Source organism: Scytonema hofmannii PCC 7110, assembly GCF_000346485.2.
In the GTDB taxonomy this organism is placed as follows: Bacteria; Cyanobacteriota; Cyanobacteriia; order Cyanobacteriales; family Nostocaceae; genus Scytonema; species Scytonema hofmannii.
The window spans coordinates 5217801-5237235 of sequence record NZ_KQ976354.1; the positions used below are offsets into that span (position 1 = coordinate 5217801).

Sequence of the window (19435 nt, forward strand, 5' to 3'; positions counted from 1 at the left end):
TTGACGACAAATAAGTAAGACTACTGTTATTAACCGCGTAATTGTGTTGATAAACTCTAAAGTCAGGGTTAAATATAACAAAGCTAAATAATGTGTTATCTGATGTTTAGACAATTACAGTCTGAAATCCCAACACTTTAATAAGTCATGAAATATACATCTGGCTTCAAATAAGTCGAAGTTAGTACCCTAGCAAAGATTTTATGGAAAAATCGATTTCTATCATCATGACGGTCTACAATCGGGAGCGCTATCTTGCCTCCGCAATTAAGAGTGTCTTAATACAAACTTGCCCCGACTTTGAACTGTTAATTTGGGATGATGGTTCCACTGACCGTTCTGTTGAAATCGCTCGTTATTTTGCTCAAATTGACCCACGGGTGCGTGTAGTAACAGCAGATCATCAAGGGCGAGCACGCTCTTTGAAGGCGGCGATCGCACAAACAACTTGTCCCTACTTTGGGTGGGTAGACAGTGATGACTTATTGGCACCGACTGCCTTAGAGGAAACGCTTGCTGTGTTGGCTGATAGTCCAGAAATTGGACTGGTCTACACCGACTATCAGGTCATCAATGAACGCAACAAAATCATGGGATACGGACAGCGCTGTCGCATTCCCTATTCTAAAGAGCAATTGTTGGTTGATTTCATGATTTTCCACTTCCGACTGCTGCGTCGATCTGTCTACGAGCAAGGGGGCGGAATCAACGAGCAATTTGAACTAGCTCAAGACTATGACTTGTGTTTGCGACTATCTGAAGTGACGGAGATAGAACACTTAGCAAAACCCCTCTACTACTATCGGCGACACTCTGAGAGTGCGTCCCATCAAAAGCGGGTCGAGCAAATACTGGCAGCAAGGGATGCGATAAACTTTGCTCTAGTGCGTCGGGGGCTGAACGAGCGTTATGAATTAGATGTAGAAATTGTGGGACGGTACAGCTTGCGTCCAAAAGCGTAAGTGCAAATGTACTTCCTGTTAACTTTTGTTGTTCCTTTTCAAGCGCATGACATCAAATTGACAGACACATTAAATTAGTGCTATATAGTCCATGCGTTCAAAATCGTTACGTTCAAGACCTAATACCCGTACAGTAACTTTCTGACCAACTCCAAAGTCGCTTATCCAAGAAATGCCAGGAGCATAGGCATCTTGCTCTCGCAAAAACTGGTTAGTGAAATCATAGGCATTGCGTGCCACATTTTGAATATCTTCAGCTTTTATCTGACGTAGCTGAGAGCGGAATTGGTAGATTCCTTCCTCGGATCTGTACTCGTTTTCACGCATACTGCTATTTGCATCCATCTCTTCTTCAAAATCTTTTGCCTCGAAGTATAGCCTTTCTGTAGATTCGCCACAGTTGTAAAGATGGTATCCAGTGTGGCCACATACATCACTGACCTGATAGTAAATTGCTTTAGTGTGTAACCAAATAGAAGTTAGTAGAGCGTACTCATCTTTTAACCAAATCGTATGTGGAAAAAAATTACTTGACTGGATTATAGTCCACGGGTGTCTCTGAAACTGAAAAAGGATAAAGCTCCTTTTGTTTGTAAGTTCTATTTCGCGTGCATATACATCTCGCTCCCAAAGATCCACCAGTCCCATTTGGATAAACGCTTGTCCCACTTGCTCAATCGGTGATTGGACAAGAACTAGGTAATCGTTTAAGTCAATGTTTTCGGTTCCTCGACGCTGCTCTATAGAAACGCCATCTTGATTTATTATGTATCTGCCAAAATTTTTCATTTAAACCTCCAAGATACGTGTGATTTGAACCATAATTTGGCCAAACGGTCACGACATACTTCATAACCTGTAACTTAAAAGATAAAGTGGCAGTTTTTAAAGTATAAAGTGGCAGAGCCAAGGGAGCTAGAACGCTTATTTTCCCGTTCTACATGATTTGCAAGCGATAACTTCGTTAAGCTTCGCTAACGCATTAAAATCTCTCAAATACACGAACACTATAGGTTTTTGACTGCTGCCACTTTATGGTTTTAAAACTGCCACTTTTTACTTTAAGTCACAACAACATATGGTTCAAAGTTATAACCTTTGGTCACGTTATGGTTCAAATCACAATACGGTACACAGCAAGTGGAACATCAAAGAAGCACAATTTCCTGTAAGCTTTGATATACGATATACGATAAGGGTTACAGAATACGTGTTTAGGAGTAACCCTTGATTAAATTCAAACTACACACAACCTCTTAAAAAAGAGTCTTTCACTGCTCCTTAATAGTCATTACATCAACTGGCAAATAACTTGGACAGTAACCTTGGCTCTCACAAACCTCCTTTTTCAGGGCAGCAATTTCAGGGGAGTTGTCATTGGAGAAGACTACAATAGGTTGTTCGGGCATTTCTTGACTGTTGGTTAAACTAGGTTGTTCGTTAGTTAAACTGGGTTGTTCATTTGTTTTTCCACATACTTTAGTCAAATCTAAAACTGTGCCATCCTTTCTCTGCATATAGCAAACTGGTTCATTTGAAGATGGAATTACTGAAGATAGATGATTTGGCCATGACTGTTGAGTAAAAGCTACTTTAGCTGTTACTAGAATCAAAATCGAAGGAATAAGTGAAACTACACTAGATAACTTGTACATAGGATTACCTACCAGCAAAAGCAGTTAAGAGAAAAATTTTCGCATCATATATTATTCCCATATTACCCTACCCAACTCTTATCAGTTAACTATCTGTTACCAACTCTGTCTTCGTTGTGGACTCTTTTGAGGTGAACAGACAACATTTGCTCCCACGTCGATTGCAATTCCGCAATACGTTTGGGTACTTCCCGAACCGCCCACGCAACTTGATGACTGTGCTTGCTTGCAATAGCATTGAGTGAGAAACTGCTTGAGTCAATTTTTATTACTTGCTGCTGTTTCGAGAACATGGTCTTAACAAATACGCCGCAAACAATGCCATTGCAATAGCCATGCGCGTCTAATATGGAAAAACACATCAATTTCTTGGTTTTCTACACTTAGGAACATCCTACCTGTATTCGGATAGGGGATTAGCAGCATTTTTGTTCCAATTTCAATGCCTCTAGCATTTCGCCTGAGATTTCCTGAGTCGGCTACTCTTATTGCTCAGTTACCCATTTCTTAAGATTTGTGGAATCTTAGCTCTTCATTTTTAGCATTCTCTTACAGTAAAAATCTCTTGAGGGGTAGGCAAAAAATGTAGTCCATGATAAGTCAGAGAAGGCTAGGTCTATTTATATAGAGAGCTAGGTATTGATCTAATCTCAAAATTGTTAGGTTTTGCTCTCTTTGATGTGTAAACATTAGGATTTAAATTAATAGGTCTTCCCATTATAAGGTCTGTTAGCTTTGGTATACCTGTGAAGTTTGTACAAACTATTTGCTGATATATGGCTACACCTTGTTGGGTAGCAAATTCTTTTAGGTTTTCTCCCACTATGGCATCTGCTGAAGTTAACAAGACGAGCCTTGGAGTAGCACGTTGGCCATTGCTTAGCGTTCCTGTAGCAGCAGGAGATCTACTTAAAATATCAATATAACCCGCAAGTTGGTGCTCCGAGTAGCTGTAAGGCATTCTGGTATTTACAGCTTTTGCATCAAAGATTATACTATTGGGAAATGAATATTGCTTTATTACCTGATTAGTGGTCTCATCCTTAATTAGTAGAAATAGTGTTGTATAACCATCTGGTTCAACATTCTTTATCCCACCTTTGGTTTCTCGGTCTCTTAAAGACGAATAAATAATCGGACCAGTGTACTTTCTAATTCCTATGCTCCTTAAGGCAAAAGCTTCAAAAACATCACCTATATTTTTCAGACTTCCATATTTGCGAAGTTCATCTGTGTTTACTGGTAAACCTAAACCAAAACATGATGAGAAAGCAATAGACTCATTTAGTTGCTTTCCTCCATAAGCTGTCAAAGGTGTTAGCAGTGTTAGTAGTAAATTGGAAACAACGCATGCACTCACCCATGAATTTACACGAAATATTTTTAACATTGTTATCTGGATTATTTACTTTGAGCAATTACAGTGTTTTAGCCACTTTTGAATATTTCCATTCTCCAATAGAGTAGAAGATTCCGCCTCACTAAAAATACTTAAAATTAATTATTTAATGAAAATTTTTGATAAGTTTTTTTATAAAAAAACAAGAGAATAAACAAGGAAAATTCTAAGATTTTAGATATTTTTTTGTTCATTCCTATAAAACAGAAATTGGAATCATAAGAAATGAGCATTAGAAACATCCTAAACTCTAATAAATTAGAGGCTTTGCTCAAATAAAAAATGTTAAAGCGATTTATAAAGTAATTTTTAAGAGCGCCTTACGGGCGGCAATCACAACCTGTTATGTTAGAACCTCGCGAATATCGATGGTTCTTTGTATGCCACCCGCAGAATGCTGATAGAATCAGCAGTTTCCTTACTCGCTGCTAGGCGGTTGTCCTGACTTTTCACGAGAAGTCTCAAAACTCACTTCCAGACTGAGTTTTACCTAACTCCCTAATTGTCATTAACATTGAATTAATGACAAGATATGATTAAGAAATCAGGTTTTGGAACAGTGGTTTGAGCAGCGATCCTACAAACCAAAAAGATGCCGTGAAAAGTCAGGCTAAAGGGTAAATCAGGGCAACCGTTGCAATAAGGGCGCTAAGAGCTATCAATTTTGTGCTATTGATTTGCAATAAAGCGCCCTTCATATGCGTGTCTGGTAGATGATACGTTTTTTGGTCTCGAATGAGCAAGAAAAAAGGGGCAGGCTTTATAACTACATCAAGTGGTGACAAAAATGTCACTAGTGCCAATTGTTGGTTTATTTGATAGCATCGCTATTTGTACCGCCCCAAAAGCAGTCTGGTTACCATCGGCATCAAAGAACAGAGCACCTGTAGTGGTGTTGTAGATAAATCGCTGACTAGAGTTAGTTGCTGCCACTGCACCGCTACCGATGAGAAATTGACTTGAGGTAATGGCAGCACCTCCTGTCAAGCCACCACCGAAACCAGCAGCAGAAACACGGAGTGTATCATCAACTACTGAGAAGTCGGTAATGCTATCAACTCCAGTGTTTGGGTTGTTGAGAACGAAGAGATCAGCGCCAGCACCACCCGTAAGTACGTCATTGCCAAAACCGCCAATGAGGGTGTCATTGCCCGATCCCCCAAGCAAGGTGTCATCCCCAGTGCCACCATCAAGAGTATCTCTTCCCGTACCGCCAATGAGGGTATCGTTAAGAGCACCGCCAATGAGGGTGTCATTGCCCTTTCTACCATTGAGGATGTCGTTACCATTCCTTCCAATGAGAAGATCTCTGCCAGGAATACCAATTCGGGTCATCGGAAGAACATCATCTGTACCGTCACTGATGGTGATGGATGTCTGAACGCTCTTCGGAGCATCTTCAGTATTGCCCGCGTTGTCACGGGCACGGCTGTAGAAGGCGTAGGTGTGACCTGCAATGCCAGTGAATGTAGCTTCGGTGAGAGTGGTGTTTTCCAGCCAAGGAACAAATGCTCCGCCATTGTCTGAGACGTAAATAGTAAAACCAGCCAAAGCTGACCCATCCGTATTGTCACTACCAGACCAACTGACTGAGAAACTGGTGTCGTTAGTCGCACTTGGCAATGCGCCGACAGTGCTTGTGGGTTTACTCTTGTCAATGGTGTTAAAAATCGCTGGTGTATCAATGGGTTCGTTAATATCGAAGATAATGCGGGCTATTGCGTCAATAACAGCACCATTCTCAACACTCGATTTAGGTTTTACGGAGTAGCTGACGAAGCCGTCACCTTCAGGTTTGGTGATGTTGGGTGGCAAGAAACCTTGCAAGGGATTGGTTGGCTCTACTCCAGTGGTGGGGTCTATGGATGTCAGTTCCCAGAAGGCTTGCCCTGTAGCAACATCAATCCCCGCGACTACATCTACGTAGATTCCTTTAGTAGCAGTTAAGTCCAGACGGGTTTGATAGAAAGCTCGGTTGTCTGGTACGTCAATAAATGTGTCGCCAAACCCGAAGTCACCTACGCGAAAGGTACGGAAGTCGAGGTCGCTATCAAGTTGTTGGGTAATGCGTACAACTTGGGCGGGCGCAGTCGCAAAAACTGGGTCGTTTTCAAAGCGGATAGTGTAATTTAAGGGGTCAGATGTTACCCAATGTTCTGCACCAAACCCTTGAGGACCAAGGATGTCGTTGGGGTCGCGGGAAACGACAACATTGGTAGTACTGTGTCCGGGGTCAAATGGATTATTCGGGTTTCCAAAGTTTCCAGGTTTTCCAGGACTTTCGGATGGATTATTCGATGGTGGGGTGGGAGGCTTTTTAGGGTCAGGATTATTTTCAGAACTAACATCTACGTGATATATACTTCCTGTCAACCCTAAACTTACTTCATTCTGTATTTCCTCTTCGGTTTGGGAGCTGCTATCTTCTGATAAAGAACTTGTATTCCGATCACTTGTTGAGGAACCATCATTATCTGTTAAAGAACTACTTTCATTAGTTGTGGATAGATTTTCCAACTCGGCTAGGAGCCACGCATTTAAAGCCACATCACTCCACAACTTTGTAGCAGAGTGTGTATAGTTACTAGTGATAGTAGATTCAGTCGCCTGATTAGCCAAACCAGCTTGGAAAGTAGTCCACGAACTGCCAAACTGATTTTGCTACGCCGTAGCTGCATCAAACCACGACTTTGTTGAAATATCACCGCCCAGATACTCTATAAAGTCGCTGTAGTTAATCGGAGTGCTATTATCTGCTATTTGGCGAGCAGTAATATTGATTGGTCCTGTAGTCGAAGGCGCTGTTCCCCGAAGGCGAATTATGCCCATTTCCCCAGGACGGAGAGTACCCGCCGGTCCTTCATTGCTAATGCCCAGCAACGTCATTGAGCCTATCTGGACAAATCCATCTCCATCTTGAATGTTCTGTAGATGAACTTCGCGGTCAGTATTTACAACAATGACTGGTGCTGTGACATCATGAGTCCCGCTATTTGCATAAGAAACAATGATGTCGAAGCTTTGTCCGGGGGATACAGCAGATGTCGAGGTTACGGAAATCAAGACGTTATCCGGACGTGCATTCACAACTGAAAATGCATCATCCAGCACATCTATATTTTCTTCTGTAACGTATACAGGCTCAAGCTCACCATCAGGATTCGTAATAAATACAGGTTCAAGTTCCCCATCAGCATTTTCTTGATAGACTAGCTCACTCAAAGTTTGCGAAACTTTCAGGTCATAAGTTCCTATTGCTGCATTCGTTAGGTCAAACGTTGCAAATACGTCGGTTGAACCTTCAAACCAGATATTCTCAGCAACAATTGACTTACCAGTGCTATCAATCAACTCCGCCCTCATGTACGGAGTAAACTTGGCACCATCAATCTCCAGAGTTATCTTACCACCGCGATCGCCCACAGTTTGACCGATGGATGTGATACCAAAGTCAATCGTCTTAGCCTCAATCGTGTAGTTATTTCCCATTCCAGAAACGGTAGTATTCTCACCTACAACTAAATGACTAATCCACTCAGGGGCTTTGATAGCACGGGCAAGAACATAGTAAGTGCCAGCTTCGGTAAAGGGTACGACAATTTGCTGGTCGGCAGAGACATTCTCAAATCCATAGTCAAACTCTGTTTGGGAAGGCATTTCACCATAGCGGATGTAGAGTTCGTTAAACGCATTATCCGCAAGGGAATCAAAGGTGACTTGTAGCGTCTCTCCCTCAGTAACATCAATCTTGTAGTAGACAGATTGTCCTTGGAAGAGCGTTCCAGTTTTAGAGACATCCAATTGCAGTGGCTCGACATCAATTGATACTTTGTCTAGAGAACCACCAATGTTGTTATTTTCATCGTTTTCTACAATGGCGTTGCGAATATCGCTCTTGACAATAACGTGATAGTCGCCGGGGACTACACCGGGTAAGGGAGCCGTTATACTATTGTCGTAATAGCTGTACTCATTGCCAGGATCTGCTACGTAGCTTACTGGTGCTTGGCTACGTCCAAAGAAAGTATCATTTATATCCCACTTATCATCAGCAGAAAGGTAGATTGAGTCATACCAAATACCTTGAGCCGCATTTGGTCCCAAGTTGTTAATAGTGTAACTGATGGTGGCATCAAGCCCTGGAACGGCATTGACAGGGACAGTGATAGTACCGACACTCAAGTCAGTAGGGTTCGGCAAACTCACCTGCATGGAGTTCCGGTCATAGTTCAAATTGTTGCCCACCGTGTTGCCTTCTCCACCGCGCTCGTATACCTCATTGCCACCATCAGCAACAACAAAGACGTAGAATGGACCAGACAACCCAGAGGGGATTTTGAACAGTTGGTTTTGTTGCGTGTACGTCTCTCCTGCTGCTAAACTGCCAACATGGTATCGATAGTCGAGGTAAATATCGCTACTGCGGTCAAAATTTTGGTCGCGAGAGAGGTAGATGGCATCGTACCAACGCTTGTAGCCAGTAGCAGCACCATCGTTGCGGACAGTCCAAGTGAGATTAAATAGCTGACTGCTAATAGCATCAATGGGTGCATCAACACTTTCCACCACCAAGTTAGGAACTTCACCCAGGGTAATAGCGGTGGTGTTGTTGGTTGCTTTGTCGTTGTTGTTTTCTAAAGAACCTTCCAAAACCCGGTCATTATACTCGCTATTGGCACTGTTATCTGTGCGGACAATGACGTGATAATTACCCTTAAGGTCTATTGGCAGGTTAAAGGTACCAGAACCGTCATAAGAGCCAAATTGGTCTAGAGCACCAGAATGGAAAACTTGTCCCAAGTAAATGTCTTGTTGAGAGTTGAGTTGGGTGTCGGTAGAAAGGTAGACACTGTCGTACCAGGAGTAGGCATTAGTGCGACCAGTTCCGAAGTTTTTCACCGTCCAATTAACAGCGAGCTTGTCTGTTGATGATACAGAAGGTGTCGCATTAATTACACTAACTCCCGTCACTTGCAAATCGGGAGTGTCTCGATTGACGGTAATTAATTGGGATTTATAGTTATTGCCAAGAGCATTTGCTTCATAGACCTGAGCGTTAGCATCAGTCACAACAAACAAATGGTACTGACCTGACAAGGTGAAGGGAATGGTAACCAGTTCGTTGCGTTCGTAGAAATCCCCAGGGTTCAACAAACCACTTCGGGAAGTACCGTCTATCAAATTTAATGTATCGCTGTGGTAGAAAGAACCTAAAACAACGTCATCGTCGTTGCCTAAATTCGGATCACCAGACGCAATTATGCTGTCAGTCCAAGCCCTGACAGCAGTATCACCAGATCCAGTGTTAACAACAGTCCATATGATACGGCTCGCAATGCCAGCCTCAATACTTGTGGGAACATTGATCGCCGAAACTACCAAATCTGCCGGACGCGATGAAACTGTAACGACTCCAAGATTGTCACTAACATTGTCGTAATTATTAACATTATTGTGATTATTCAGTTCAAAAACGTCATTGTGCTGGTCAGTCACAACAAAGACGTGGAAAGTACCACTCAGCCCATCAGGTAGAGTAAAGGTAGCAGAGCCGTCATACCATTTGTTGGGTTCATCTATGTCTAAGCTGCCATGATGCCTAATTTCACCCAATAACCTATCCGTGCTGGAGTTGAAATTAGCATCCTCTGATAGATAGAAAGCATCAACCCAAGAATAGTTGGGAGTAGCGGTTGAGCCATTGTTGGTAACACGGTAATCAATGGTCAGGGCATGGCTAGCCAAAGCTTGAGTTGGAACGTCTACCAACTCGACTTCCAAGTCTGGCGGTGGTGTGAGATTAACAGTAGTAGGTGTAGGTTGGGCAACAATGTTATTGGCGTCGCCCGCAAATTCCAAAACCTGATTGCCAGCGTCAGTTCTAACAATGAAGTAGAAATTTCCACTCACTCCTATTGGCAAAGTGACATCCAAACTAGTGGTGTAGCTGCTAGTAGCTCCATTAGTGCTGTTAGCATCATAAACATCAAGGTCGCCGTAGTGGTAACGAGAACCCAGGAAGTACTCCTCATCGCCATTGCCCAGGTAGGGGTCAGCTGACATATAAACTTCGTCATACCAGCTGTGCTGAGAGGTTTTGCCAGGACCATTATTGACAACAGTCCAATTCAGGGTCATCCTCTGACCTGAGAACACTGGGGAATGTTCGTTGACAGTCGGCTGTAAGTCTGGCGGTGGAGTCAGTTCAATGTTGGTGGGTGATTCTGTGCTCCGAAAATTGTCATCCTCGTTTTGATATTCGTAGACATTATCGTAGTAATCAGTTTTAACAACAAAGTAGTAGTTGTTGCCCTCAATATTATCAGGCAAGGTAACCTCTAAACTATTGTTATAGCTGTGTATGCCGCTACCATATTTATCCAAGTAGCTAAAGTTAGAAGTTTGACCCAGGTATGTTTCTTGACCGTTTAAAGACAGGAAAACGGCGTCATACCAAATTGGAGCGCTAGTTGAGCCAGTTCCTGTGTTTTCTACTACCCAATCAATAGTAATTTTCTGACCGGAGAAAGCTGAATCGGTTCGAGCAGTAACGCTGGATACTTTCAGGTTCGGAAAATCACTCTTGCGAATGTCGATAGGATTGGAGGAAATACGAGTATTGTTGCTCTCTTGACCGTGTTCGTAGACATCGCCACCAGCATCCGTCTTAACAACTACCCAACGCTCGCCACTCAAATCAATCGGCAAGTCGATGAACTGTCTCCGCTCAATTGGCTTGCCTGCTTGAATTGTTCCTTCAAAGGAAAAAGATGCATAAAAATCGTCGTTTCCGATACTTCCGTCTTTCGACAGATAAACGTTATCGTGCCACACTCCAGTGGCATCCTTATCCCCTCCGTTATAGATTGTCCATACAATTTCCAGTTTTTGTCCGGACAGTCCCTCAACTGGAGTCACAACACTAGTAACCTGCAAATCGGTTATTGGAGGTAATGTCAGGTTAATTGGTTGGCTGAATTTGGTGTTGTTGGTTTCGTTAAATTCCACTTGATTGTGTGAAGTATCTGTCGCCACCCAAATATAGTAAGTTCCGTTGGAGAACTGCGGATTTAATGGTAAAGGTACGGTAACTGTTTTGGAATAAGAAGTACCAGAATTTAAAGGTGTATCTCTCTCTACCGATACAGGTGTCAACTCAATTCTAGGGCTGTCAAGCGTTGATCCTTTGCTAAGCCAAATCCGATCTGTCCACCTCGAAGCAACGGTTGATGAACCAGGATCGCCAGCATTGCTGACAAAGTAAGTAACATTAATGGTTTGACCAAATTGGGCAGAGGTTGATGGAACAGCAGTTACCGATTCAACCACAAGGTCTGGCGCAGCTATAAAAATCGGTACTGGTTTTACATTGTTGGTTTCCAATAGACCTTTGGCTTCATTCGTTTCTCCTTGGTCTTGATTTGCGTCTGTTACAAACAGTAAGTACTGATTTCCTCTGATGTAGCTATCATACTTAGGTATGGTAATCAGTTTGTTGTTGATATTGTAACTTGCATGACCAGCTAGAGGTGTGTGAGCGTCAATGAATTCACTGTATAAAAGTGTGTCTCTATTAAGCTTGTCGTCACTGGAAATATATACGCGGTCATACCAATTAGCTGGAGCGGCAGCATCACTTATATTTTTGACAGTCCAAGAAACTGGTATTTCCTGACCCCAACTAGCTGTCCAAGTGGTTGTGCCTGTATTTGGTTCTCCGGCGTCTATAACCGTCAAATCCGGTGCTTTGATTTCAATGGGAACTGCGTATGTATTGTTAGTTTCATTACTCTCACTTTGACTACCAATCGTATCGTTTGGGTTACTAGTTGCATCTGTGATAAACAGCAGATACCGCTCTCCGGTCATCGTGGTAGGTATGGTAATAACTTTGTTTTCAATGCTGTAAGTGCTGTCATTACCATTATTTGCCTCTAGAGGTGTTTGCTCGTCAATAGATACACCGTATACATATGTATCGCTATCATCCCACGATTGGTCACTAGAAATATAGATGCGGTCTACCCAGTTAGCTTCAGCTCGGTAACTTCCTTGGTTTTTCACAGTCCAACTCACTGACATTTGCTCGCCTATAATGGCCGTACTCTTGTTTTGTGCGATACTAGCAGATTCAATCAGTAAGTCTGGTGTATTTATTTGAATTGGTACAAAGTAAACATTGTTAAGCTCGTTGGTTTCTTGTTGCCGTGGGTAACTCCAACTGTCAGATCTGTCAGCTACAAACAGCAAGTACTGAAGACTCTTGGCCGTAGTTGGTATAGTAATAACTTTGTTGTTAATGGTGTAGTTAGCACCAGCAGGTAGGGATGTGTTGTTGATAATTGTTTCGCCACCTAGAGGTGTATCTAGCCAAGATTGAAAATTCTGGTCACTAGATAAATAGATGCCGTCATACCAGTAATCGGCTAAGGCTGCACCATTTCCTTGGTTGGTAACAGTCCAAGAAACTGGTATTGGCTGCCCCGGAATGGCTGTTGAGGGAAGGGGAACATCTGGGTTTGTTGTAATGGTCAGGTCTGGGGCTTTAAACTCTATAGGTATTGGATAGACGTAAACGTTGTTACCTTCATCGGTTTCCCCTTGATTATCAAAATCATCTGCTACAAATACTAGGTACTTACTCCCAAGGTATTTCTCGCTTCCACCTGGAATAGTAATGTTTTTTTGAATATTATACGTAGCACCAGGAGCCAATGGTGTATGCTTGTCGATGTTCTCCTCATTTATGGCCAAGAACAAATCTTCTTCATCAAAATAAGGATCGCTAGAAATATAGATGCGATCGGACCAATTAGCTGGAGCAGGGACATCATTACTTTGGTTTTTGACAGTCCAAGAAACTGATATCTTCTGACCCCAAGTGACTTCTCTTGGCGGGGTTCCATTTTCTATATTGGCTTCTATGATATCTAAATCAGGTGCTTTAACTTCAATAGGTATGGCTAATACATTGTTAGATTCATTAGATTCAATTTCTTCATTGTAATAATGATATGAAGTGTTGCCATAAAATCCATCTACTTCAAAAATTAAGAATTTATGTCCCGGTTTTATCTGCGACAAATTAATGCTTTCAGTTATTTCATAGCTGGTATTAGGCATCATGGAGTTTTCTAAATATTGACTCCACGAATATATTGCTCTATCATTTTCATCAAGTTTATTATCATCTGAAATATAAACCGTTCCACGGCTTATGTCTTCTAGTAATGCCCCACTTCCTTGGTTTTTGACATTCAAAGTCACTGAAATATTTCCATCCGAAATGGGAACTTCACCTAGAAGTATTTGAGCCGACTCAACTATCAAGTCAGGCGGTAGTTTATTATTAAAACCAGTGCTAAAGTTGATAACTTGTCTCTTTTCTTCCTCTGTCATTCCCGCTAAAGCATTCATACCCAAAAGTGCGAGCTGGTCTCCTTTTGCTAAGGCAGTCGCGACATCGGAAGTGCGGGCAATAAAGTGCATGACAATTTGAGTTTCGCCCGGAGCCAATTGTAGCCTGTATATAACATCAGAAGAATTCCCATTTGAAACCTGATAAGGACGATAACCACCCGTTCCAGCTATGACTCGAACTATATCACTAGTATTGTTATCGCTTATACTATCTAAAACTAACCAGTTATCATCCAGGTTTAATTTGCTGTTTCCACTTGAGGTTTTGGTAATATTTGATGGCAAGTTATATGAGTTATTGTAAACCCTATGGTCATATTGCCAAGGTTCTGAATATGTATTTTTGACAATATCTAAAATCCGAACAAAGCCAGAGTTTTCTGAAACGTAGACTTTTCGTGATAGTGAAATTTCCGAATCTCCACCGTATCCATTCCCCAAATATCTGGGAGCTACGACAACTTCACGACCATTATCTTCCGTATAAGCATCGGCGCTGTGATAACTGTAAAAGTTGTTGTACAATCCTCCATAAGATTGAAAATATTGCTCGCCTGTATCTGAGTTGGCTGCTATACGACCGTATTCCAATTCCCCGTCTGCTGTGATTTCCCACGGAAAAGCATCTCCATCAATTAAACTAAAGGGTAGGTTAATGGGATTGTTATTACTCATAAGAATGCTCCGGAATTTTCAAATCTTTTATTAATGTTTTTTAGGCAGTCTCAAATGCGGTTAGCTAACTTCGCCGATTTAACTACTTCCTTGATAGGGCTAGTGTCATCAAGGCAAACCTTGTCAAATCTTGCGGGAAATCAAAGCAGTTAAAACCCTTATTCTTTCGGACAACGGCTGTCATACTTTGCCTCTTTTGAAACTAAATCCGCAAAGATTAGTAGCCAATAGAGTGATAGCCAAAATGCATATATTGCTTTGATTCGGTCAACTGAACTATTTAGTCTTTAGTAACACTCACCCTCATATTGGACCAATTAACGGTACTTAGTTATCCAAGCATCAATACTTCCAGCATTTGTTCCGCTTAAACCACCGTCGGTATCTCCAGTAATGTAAACATGACCACCACTGGCAACGGCGATTCCATTAGAAAAGTCATCACCCTCTGTACCAAACTGCCTGATAAATAGTGGGTTGCCATTGCTGTCATACTTAGCCACCCACGCATCAATACCTCCCGCATTGGTTCCCCCCAAAGCATCATCGGTATCTCCGGTAATGTAAACATAACCAGCACTGTCAGTGACGACACCATAAGCAAAGTCATCACCAGCGCTCCCCAGTTGTTTTTTCCATTGGAGTTCGCCATTAGAACCGTACTTCGCTATCCAAGCGTCCTGACCGCCCGCATTGATTTTCCCCACAGAACCAGAGGTATCTCCTACAATGTAAACATTAAGAGCAGTATCAACAGTGATGCTATTGGAATAATCTTCACCCTCTGTACCTAGTTGTTTCGTCCATTGCCATGTTCCACTGCCGTCATACTTGGTTACCCAAGCATCAACACTTCCGGCATTCATTCCCCCTAAAGCGCCAGAGGTGAAACCTGTAACATAGACATTGCTAGCATTATCAATTGCAATACCATTGGAAACATCCAATTTAGAAGTACCCAGTTGTTTTTTCCACTGTATTGTTCCACCACTGTCGTACTTGGCTACCCAGGCATCAATATCTCCTGCATTTGTTCCCCCCAAAGAATTGTCAGTGTGTCCCGTAATGTAAACATAACCGGCACTATCAACAGTGACACTGTTGGAGAAGTCATCGCCTGCAGTACCCAGTTGTTTTTTCCACTGCTCCGTGCCATCGCTGTGATACTTGCCTACCCACGCATCAATACCTCCTTTATTACTTCCCTCCAAAGCACCAGAGGTGAAACCTGTAATGTAAACATTGCCAACACTATCAGCAACACTGTAGGAGAATTCTTTGCCAGCAGTGTCTAGTTGTCTCTTCCACTGTATTGCGCCATCGCTGTTGTATTTTGTTACCCAAATATCCTGACTCCCGGCAAGAGTTCCCCCCAACGACCCGTCAGTATAACCCGTCATATAGACATTGCCAGTGCCATCAACAGCAACACTATAGGAGGAGTCATCACCCTCTGTACCCGTTTGTCGAATCCACTTTTGTGAGAGGTTGGGTACACCAGGGCGTCCCTCAAGTTGACCGTAGAGTAAAAAGTGGTTGTATGCTTGAGCATAATTGTAACCAGCTGCTTTCAAGTCAGCATTGGAATCCAGATAGAATTGCACATCGAAAGATTGTGAAGATGCGCGTCCCTCACTTAAACCATGAGTTTGGAAGTGGTTGTACAATTGCCAATTGGAAAGATTTGCATCTCTGAGATCGCCATAAGTATTGCGATAGTAATTGACATCAACGGTAGCAGAAAAGGAGCGCCCTTCCGCCAGACCGAACAGTTCAAAATGTTCTAATAACTGTCTACCACTGAAGCCTGCACTTACCAAGTCAGAATTCTGAGCCCGGTAGTAATTGACATCAAAAAACTGAGAAAACTGTCGGCTTTCATTCAACCCAAAGATGAGCAGGTGTTCTAGAGCTTCAAGGCGATCGTTTTTGGGAGTGCTACTGAAGGCTGTCCGGAGGTCAGAATACTTAGTCAAATAAAAGTCTGTCTCAAAAAATTGTGAAAACCTTTTTCCTGACGCTACACCAGCGTAACTCAAATGGTCAAAGAGTTGTTTATTGTTAAAGTTTGCCAAGTCACTATTGGCTGCTCGATAAAAATTCAGATCGACTAACGGCGAAAATCTCCTTCCTTCCGCTACACCAGCGTAATTCAAATGGTCAAAGAGTTGTTCGTTGCTTAACCCAGTTAAATCGTCATGAATACCCCGGTAAAAAGAAAGATCTACAAATGGGGAAAAGTGTCGTCCTTCTGCCACACCGTAATTTTGCAGATGGTTAAATAAATTCCGGTTGTTAAAACTAGCTAGATCGCTATTAGCAGAACGATAGAAGCTGAGGTCGGCAAGTGATGAGAAGGCTCTGCCTTCATCCAAACCATAAGCTTGGAAATGTGAAAAAAGTTGGGCGTCTGTTGTCAATCCAGCCGCCGCGAGATCGGTATTGGCAGCACGATAGAAATTAGCATCAAATGGGTTGTTTATCATTTGTACGAGGTAGTAAATCTAAGAAGTTTCAATACGTTAGAAGGAGTTACAGTAGCGGCTCTAGTAACAATGTCCGTAAACAAAGGGAGCAATAATTGGTATGCCTGTATTGCCCGCGATCGCAAAAGGTGTTGAGCGGCACACAAATCTACACCAGATAGCTTTGGGGTCTATCTGGTTTCTTAGTTCCCAATTTCTAGAGCGTTTGTACAGTCTTCTCATGCAACCCGGTTTCTTTAAGTTTAGGGAACGAAAATTCGGTCTTTGCAGGGACAGAAACTGAGTTTTTTCTGCTCAAACTTGAATAATGAACAGACGCTCTAGCAATTGAATCCAAACAATGAGTATTTTTGCGCGTTTACGGTTAACCGACTCATCAAATACTTCGAGCCGATTCAATTCTTATTGCTATTATTAAATGTCTCAATGGATAATAACAGCGAAATTTTACTGACAAGTGTCCGGATGAGAAAAATTAGTAGAAAGACTGAGATTGTTAAAAGCCTTTTAAATTCTTCTCACAAATGTTTGGGCATTTTGTAAGAAAAGTGTAAAGTTAGGGGTAGCTGACAGTTCTGCTTTTCTCTTGAGTCAGGCGTTGACGAGCAATAAGCCTTGTGCTAACAGAGTGTTCTATCAGTGGTAAGGGACTTACCGAAAAATAAAGTACCAGTCATTATAGAGGTATAGTAGACGAAAGAATTCAAAGCAGAGACCAATCTTTAGAATTGGAATCTTAAAGATGATACTAACCGACGGAGTTTCAAAAGATGATATAGTACTAGGATTTCAGTCACCTTTTATGCGACAGTTTACGGAATATGCTGTGGGCTAGAACCTTTAGTCTTTAGAAGAAGCTAGTTTATCAGCAAAGCGAGTTGTTTCTGGCAACCGATACTTTGTTGTACAACGCAATACACAATCAATTGCCGTAAGTAAACTCACTCTATGACCGCTAGAAACATACACGGGTTTAACTCCTGTACGTGTTCGTAAAACGGCTCCCACAGTGTCTCCTTTATGTATTAATGGTTGCCAGCTACCTCGTGTTTCTGGTAAATCATCATGTTTACCAATAAGTAACGATTTCGCAACACCAATAGTAGGTATATCTATAATTAAGCCTAAATGACAAGCTATCCCAAACCTACGAGGATGGGCAATTCCCTGTCCATCACACAGGATAATATCTGGTGTTGTTTGAATTTTTTCCAAAGCGTCTAAAACGGCGGGTATTTCGCGAAATGAGAGAAAGCCGGGAATGTAGGGAAACGTTGTAGGACGGCGTGCAATGCTTGTCTCCTGTAACTGCAAATCGGGAAAACTTAGCACCGCCACAGCCGCACGGCTAATGGCACCATCTTCTTCAAAACCCATATCAACACCAGCAACATATTGCAAAGGTTGCTTGAGGTTATCTTCAGTAATAACCTCAGGCTGGAGTTGTTCTTGTATTTTTATAGCTTCATCTACCGTAGTAGGCCAGGTATGGCGTTGATAAATCTTCATAGTTTAAAACTTTAGTTTATTAATTATATTTCATAAATTTTCCCATTCGGGGTGTATCTATATTAAAGAGTTTTACTCATTGAGTAAGCTCAAATAACAAAAGAACTTTTAAGGTTGGCTGTATCGACCTTACAGGTGCTTAATTTATTAAATTCTCTTAATAGTATGCAGAACATTAGCAGACAAATTTCCAGTTCCAATAATTTTAGATTAGGTTTTTACTTAGCAGGAGGTGTATTTGTCTTACTTCTAGCGATGATGTTCCGTCCCTTCACAATTGTGAATGCAGGTGAGAGGGGTGTTGTCATGCAATTTGGAAAAGTCCAAGAGCAGGTGTTAGATGAAGGTATTCATCCTATAACGCCGATTGTTACAACAGTTAAAAGATTAAGTGTTAGGGTTCGACAAAACAGTTTTAATGCTGATGCTGCTTCCAAAGACCTGCAGAAAATCACGACAGAACTTGCGGTGAATTGGCATATCGATCCAACACGGGTTAATAGAGTTTATCAACAAATAGGTGATGAAGAACAAATTATTACTGGGATCATCACTCCTGCTGTTTCTGAAGTGTTGAAAGCAGCAACAGCAAAAAAGACGGCAGAAGAAATTATCACTATCAGAACGCAGTTGAAAGAAGAAATCGATAATCATTTAAAAGAACGTCTTTCTGCTTACGGTTTGATAGTTGATGATGTGTCTTTAGTAAATTTTGCATTTTCTCCTGAATTTAGTAAGGCTATTGAAGCAAAGCAAATAGCTGAACAAGAAGCTAAACAAGCAGAGTTTATTGCTAAGAAAGCAACTCAAGAAGCCCAAGCAGATGTGAATCGTGCTAAAGGTCAAGCAGAAGCACAAAGATTACAAAGACAAACTTTGACTCCAGAATTATTACAAAAGCAGGCGATAGAAAAGTGGGATGGACGTTTTCCAACAGTGATAAGTGGTAATGGTACTTTACCTCTTATCAATATTAGTCCTGAAAGTTTGGCAGGTAAGAAAGAGTAAATTTTGGTGTCTCACGCAAAGGCATAATGTTGGGAGCATCCCAATTTGGCGCAAGCCTGCAAGAATAGAATTCTGGGGCTACACAAAAGAAGTCCGCGAAGGCGGACTTAATAGAAAGTCCACGTAGGTGGACTTTGTTTGTATAGACGCGATTTTAATCGCCCGATGTTTTTTTCAAATTGGGATGCTCCCCACGCAAAGGCATAATGTTTTCAATTTTTTGGGCGAATAGAATTCACTACTATACAAACGCTAGTCCGCCTGCGCGGACTAGTGAATTTTAACCCACGCAGGTAGGTTTCGCCTGTGTAGCTGCGAATT

At 41.9% G+C, this 19435-nt stretch carries 11 protein-coding genes; 3 read left to right on the top strand and 8 right to left on the bottom strand.

Annotated elements, in window-relative coordinates; translation table 11 throughout:
* Positions 1-203 precede the first annotated feature (203 nt).
* Positions 204-962, top strand: coding sequence for a glycosyltransferase (locus WA1_RS21665; RefSeq protein WP_017748853.1), 759 nt, complete (start codon positions 204-206; stop codon positions 960-962).
* A 69-nt stretch (positions 963-1031) separates the two neighbouring features.
* Here WA1_RS21665 and WA1_RS21670 read toward each other — a convergent pair whose 3' ends face one another.
* The 7 genes from WA1_RS21670 to WA1_RS57145 all read right to left on the bottom strand — a co-directional run bounded on the left by WA1_RS21670 (position 1032) and on the right by WA1_RS57145 (position 16819).
* Positions 1032-1751, bottom strand: coding sequence for a hypothetical protein (locus tag WA1_RS21670; protein WP_017748852.1), 720 nt, complete (start codon positions 1749-1751; stop codon positions 1032-1034).
* Between the two features lie 482 nt (positions 1752-2233).
* Entirely contained in the window at positions 2234-2617 is a 384-nt protein-coding gene (locus WA1_RS21675) for a hypothetical protein (protein WP_017748851.1), read from the bottom strand.
* Between the two features lie 616 nt (positions 2618-3233).
* Positions 3234-4007, bottom strand: coding sequence for a hypothetical protein (locus WA1_RS21685; protein WP_017748849.1), 774 nt, complete (start codon positions 4005-4007; stop codon positions 3234-3236).
* A gap of 780 nt (positions 4008-4787) precedes the next feature.
* Positions 4788-6635, bottom strand: a complete 1848-nt coding sequence (locus WA1_RS60090; protein WP_017748847.1) for a calcium-binding protein — start codon at positions 6633-6635, stop codon at positions 4788-4790.
* Between the two features lie 42 nt (positions 6636-6677).
* Entirely contained in the window at positions 6678-14111 is a 7434-nt protein-coding gene (locus tag WA1_RS21695) for a CARDB domain-containing protein (protein ID WP_066612958.1), read from the bottom strand.
* A gap of 317 nt (positions 14112-14428) precedes the next feature.
* The gene (locus tag WA1_RS53025; RefSeq protein WP_017750179.1) at positions 14429-16597 is read right to left on the bottom strand and encodes an SBBP repeat-containing protein; all 2169 of its coding nucleotides are present in this window, start codon (positions 16595-16597) and stop codon (positions 14429-14431) included.
* Between the two features lie 60 nt (positions 16598-16657).
* Positions 16658-16819 carry a hypothetical protein gene (locus tag WA1_RS57145; RefSeq protein WP_158516674.1) on the bottom strand — a complete coding sequence of 54 codons (162 nt, stop codon included), beginning with the start codon at positions 16817-16819 and terminating at the stop codon, positions 16658-16660.
* Between the two features lie 511 nt (positions 16820-17330).
* On the opposite strand from WA1_RS57145, the gene WA1_RS55185 reads away from it, so the two are divergent.
* Positions 17331-17432: an element excision factor XisI family protein gene (locus tag WA1_RS55185; RefSeq protein WP_272819439.1), complete on the top strand. Its 102-nt coding sequence runs from the start codon at positions 17331-17333 to the stop codon at positions 17430-17432.
* 5 nt (positions 17433-17437) lie between these two features.
* Here WA1_RS55185 and nfi read toward each other — a convergent pair whose 3' ends face one another.
* Complete coding sequence (nfi, locus tag WA1_RS21705) at positions 17438-18106, bottom strand: deoxyribonuclease V (protein WP_017744593.1); 669 nt, start codon at positions 18104-18106, stop codon at positions 17438-17440.
* A 165-nt stretch (positions 18107-18271) separates the two neighbouring features.
* Between nfi and WA1_RS21710 the strand changes: the two genes are divergently transcribed.
* Entirely contained in the window at positions 18272-19114 is an 843-nt protein-coding gene (locus WA1_RS21710; RefSeq protein WP_017744592.1) for a prohibitin family protein, read from the top strand.
* The last annotated feature ends 321 nt before the right edge of the window (positions 19115-19435 follow it).

Bases quoted from the DNA above. Each gene is read 5' to 3' on its own strand.
- WA1_RS21665 (WP_017748853.1), top strand. From the start codon at position 204: ATGGAAAAATCGATTTCTATCATCATGACGGTCTACAATCGGGAGCGC.
- WA1_RS21670 (WP_017748852.1), bottom strand. From the start codon at position 1,751: ATGAAAAATTTTGGCAGATACATAATAAATCAAGATGGCGTTTCTATA.
- WA1_RS21675 (WP_017748851.1), bottom strand. From the start codon at position 2,617: ATGTACAAGTTATCTAGTGTAGTTTCACTTATTCCTTCGATTTTGATT.
- WA1_RS21685 (WP_017748849.1), bottom strand. From the start codon at position 4,007: ATGTTAAAAATATTTCGTGTAAATTCATGGGTGAGTGCATGCGTTGTT.
- WA1_RS21695 (WP_066612958.1), bottom strand. From the start codon at position 14,111: ATGAGTAATAACAATCCCATTAACCTACCCTTTAGTTTAATTGATGGA.
- WA1_RS53025 (WP_017750179.1), bottom strand. From the start codon at position 16,597: ATGATAAACAACCCATTTGATGCTAATTTCTATCGTGCTGCCAATACC.
- WA1_RS57145 (WP_158516674.1), bottom strand. From the start codon at position 16,819: ATGAGAAGACTGTACAAACGCTCTAGAAATTGGGAACTAAGAAACCAG.
- nfi (WP_017744593.1), bottom strand. From the start codon at position 18,106: ATGAAGATTTATCAACGCCATACCTGGCCTACTACGGTAGATGAAGCT.
- WA1_RS21710 (WP_017744592.1), top strand. From the start codon at position 18,272: ATGCAGAACATTAGCAGACAAATTTCCAGTTCCAATAATTTTAGATTA.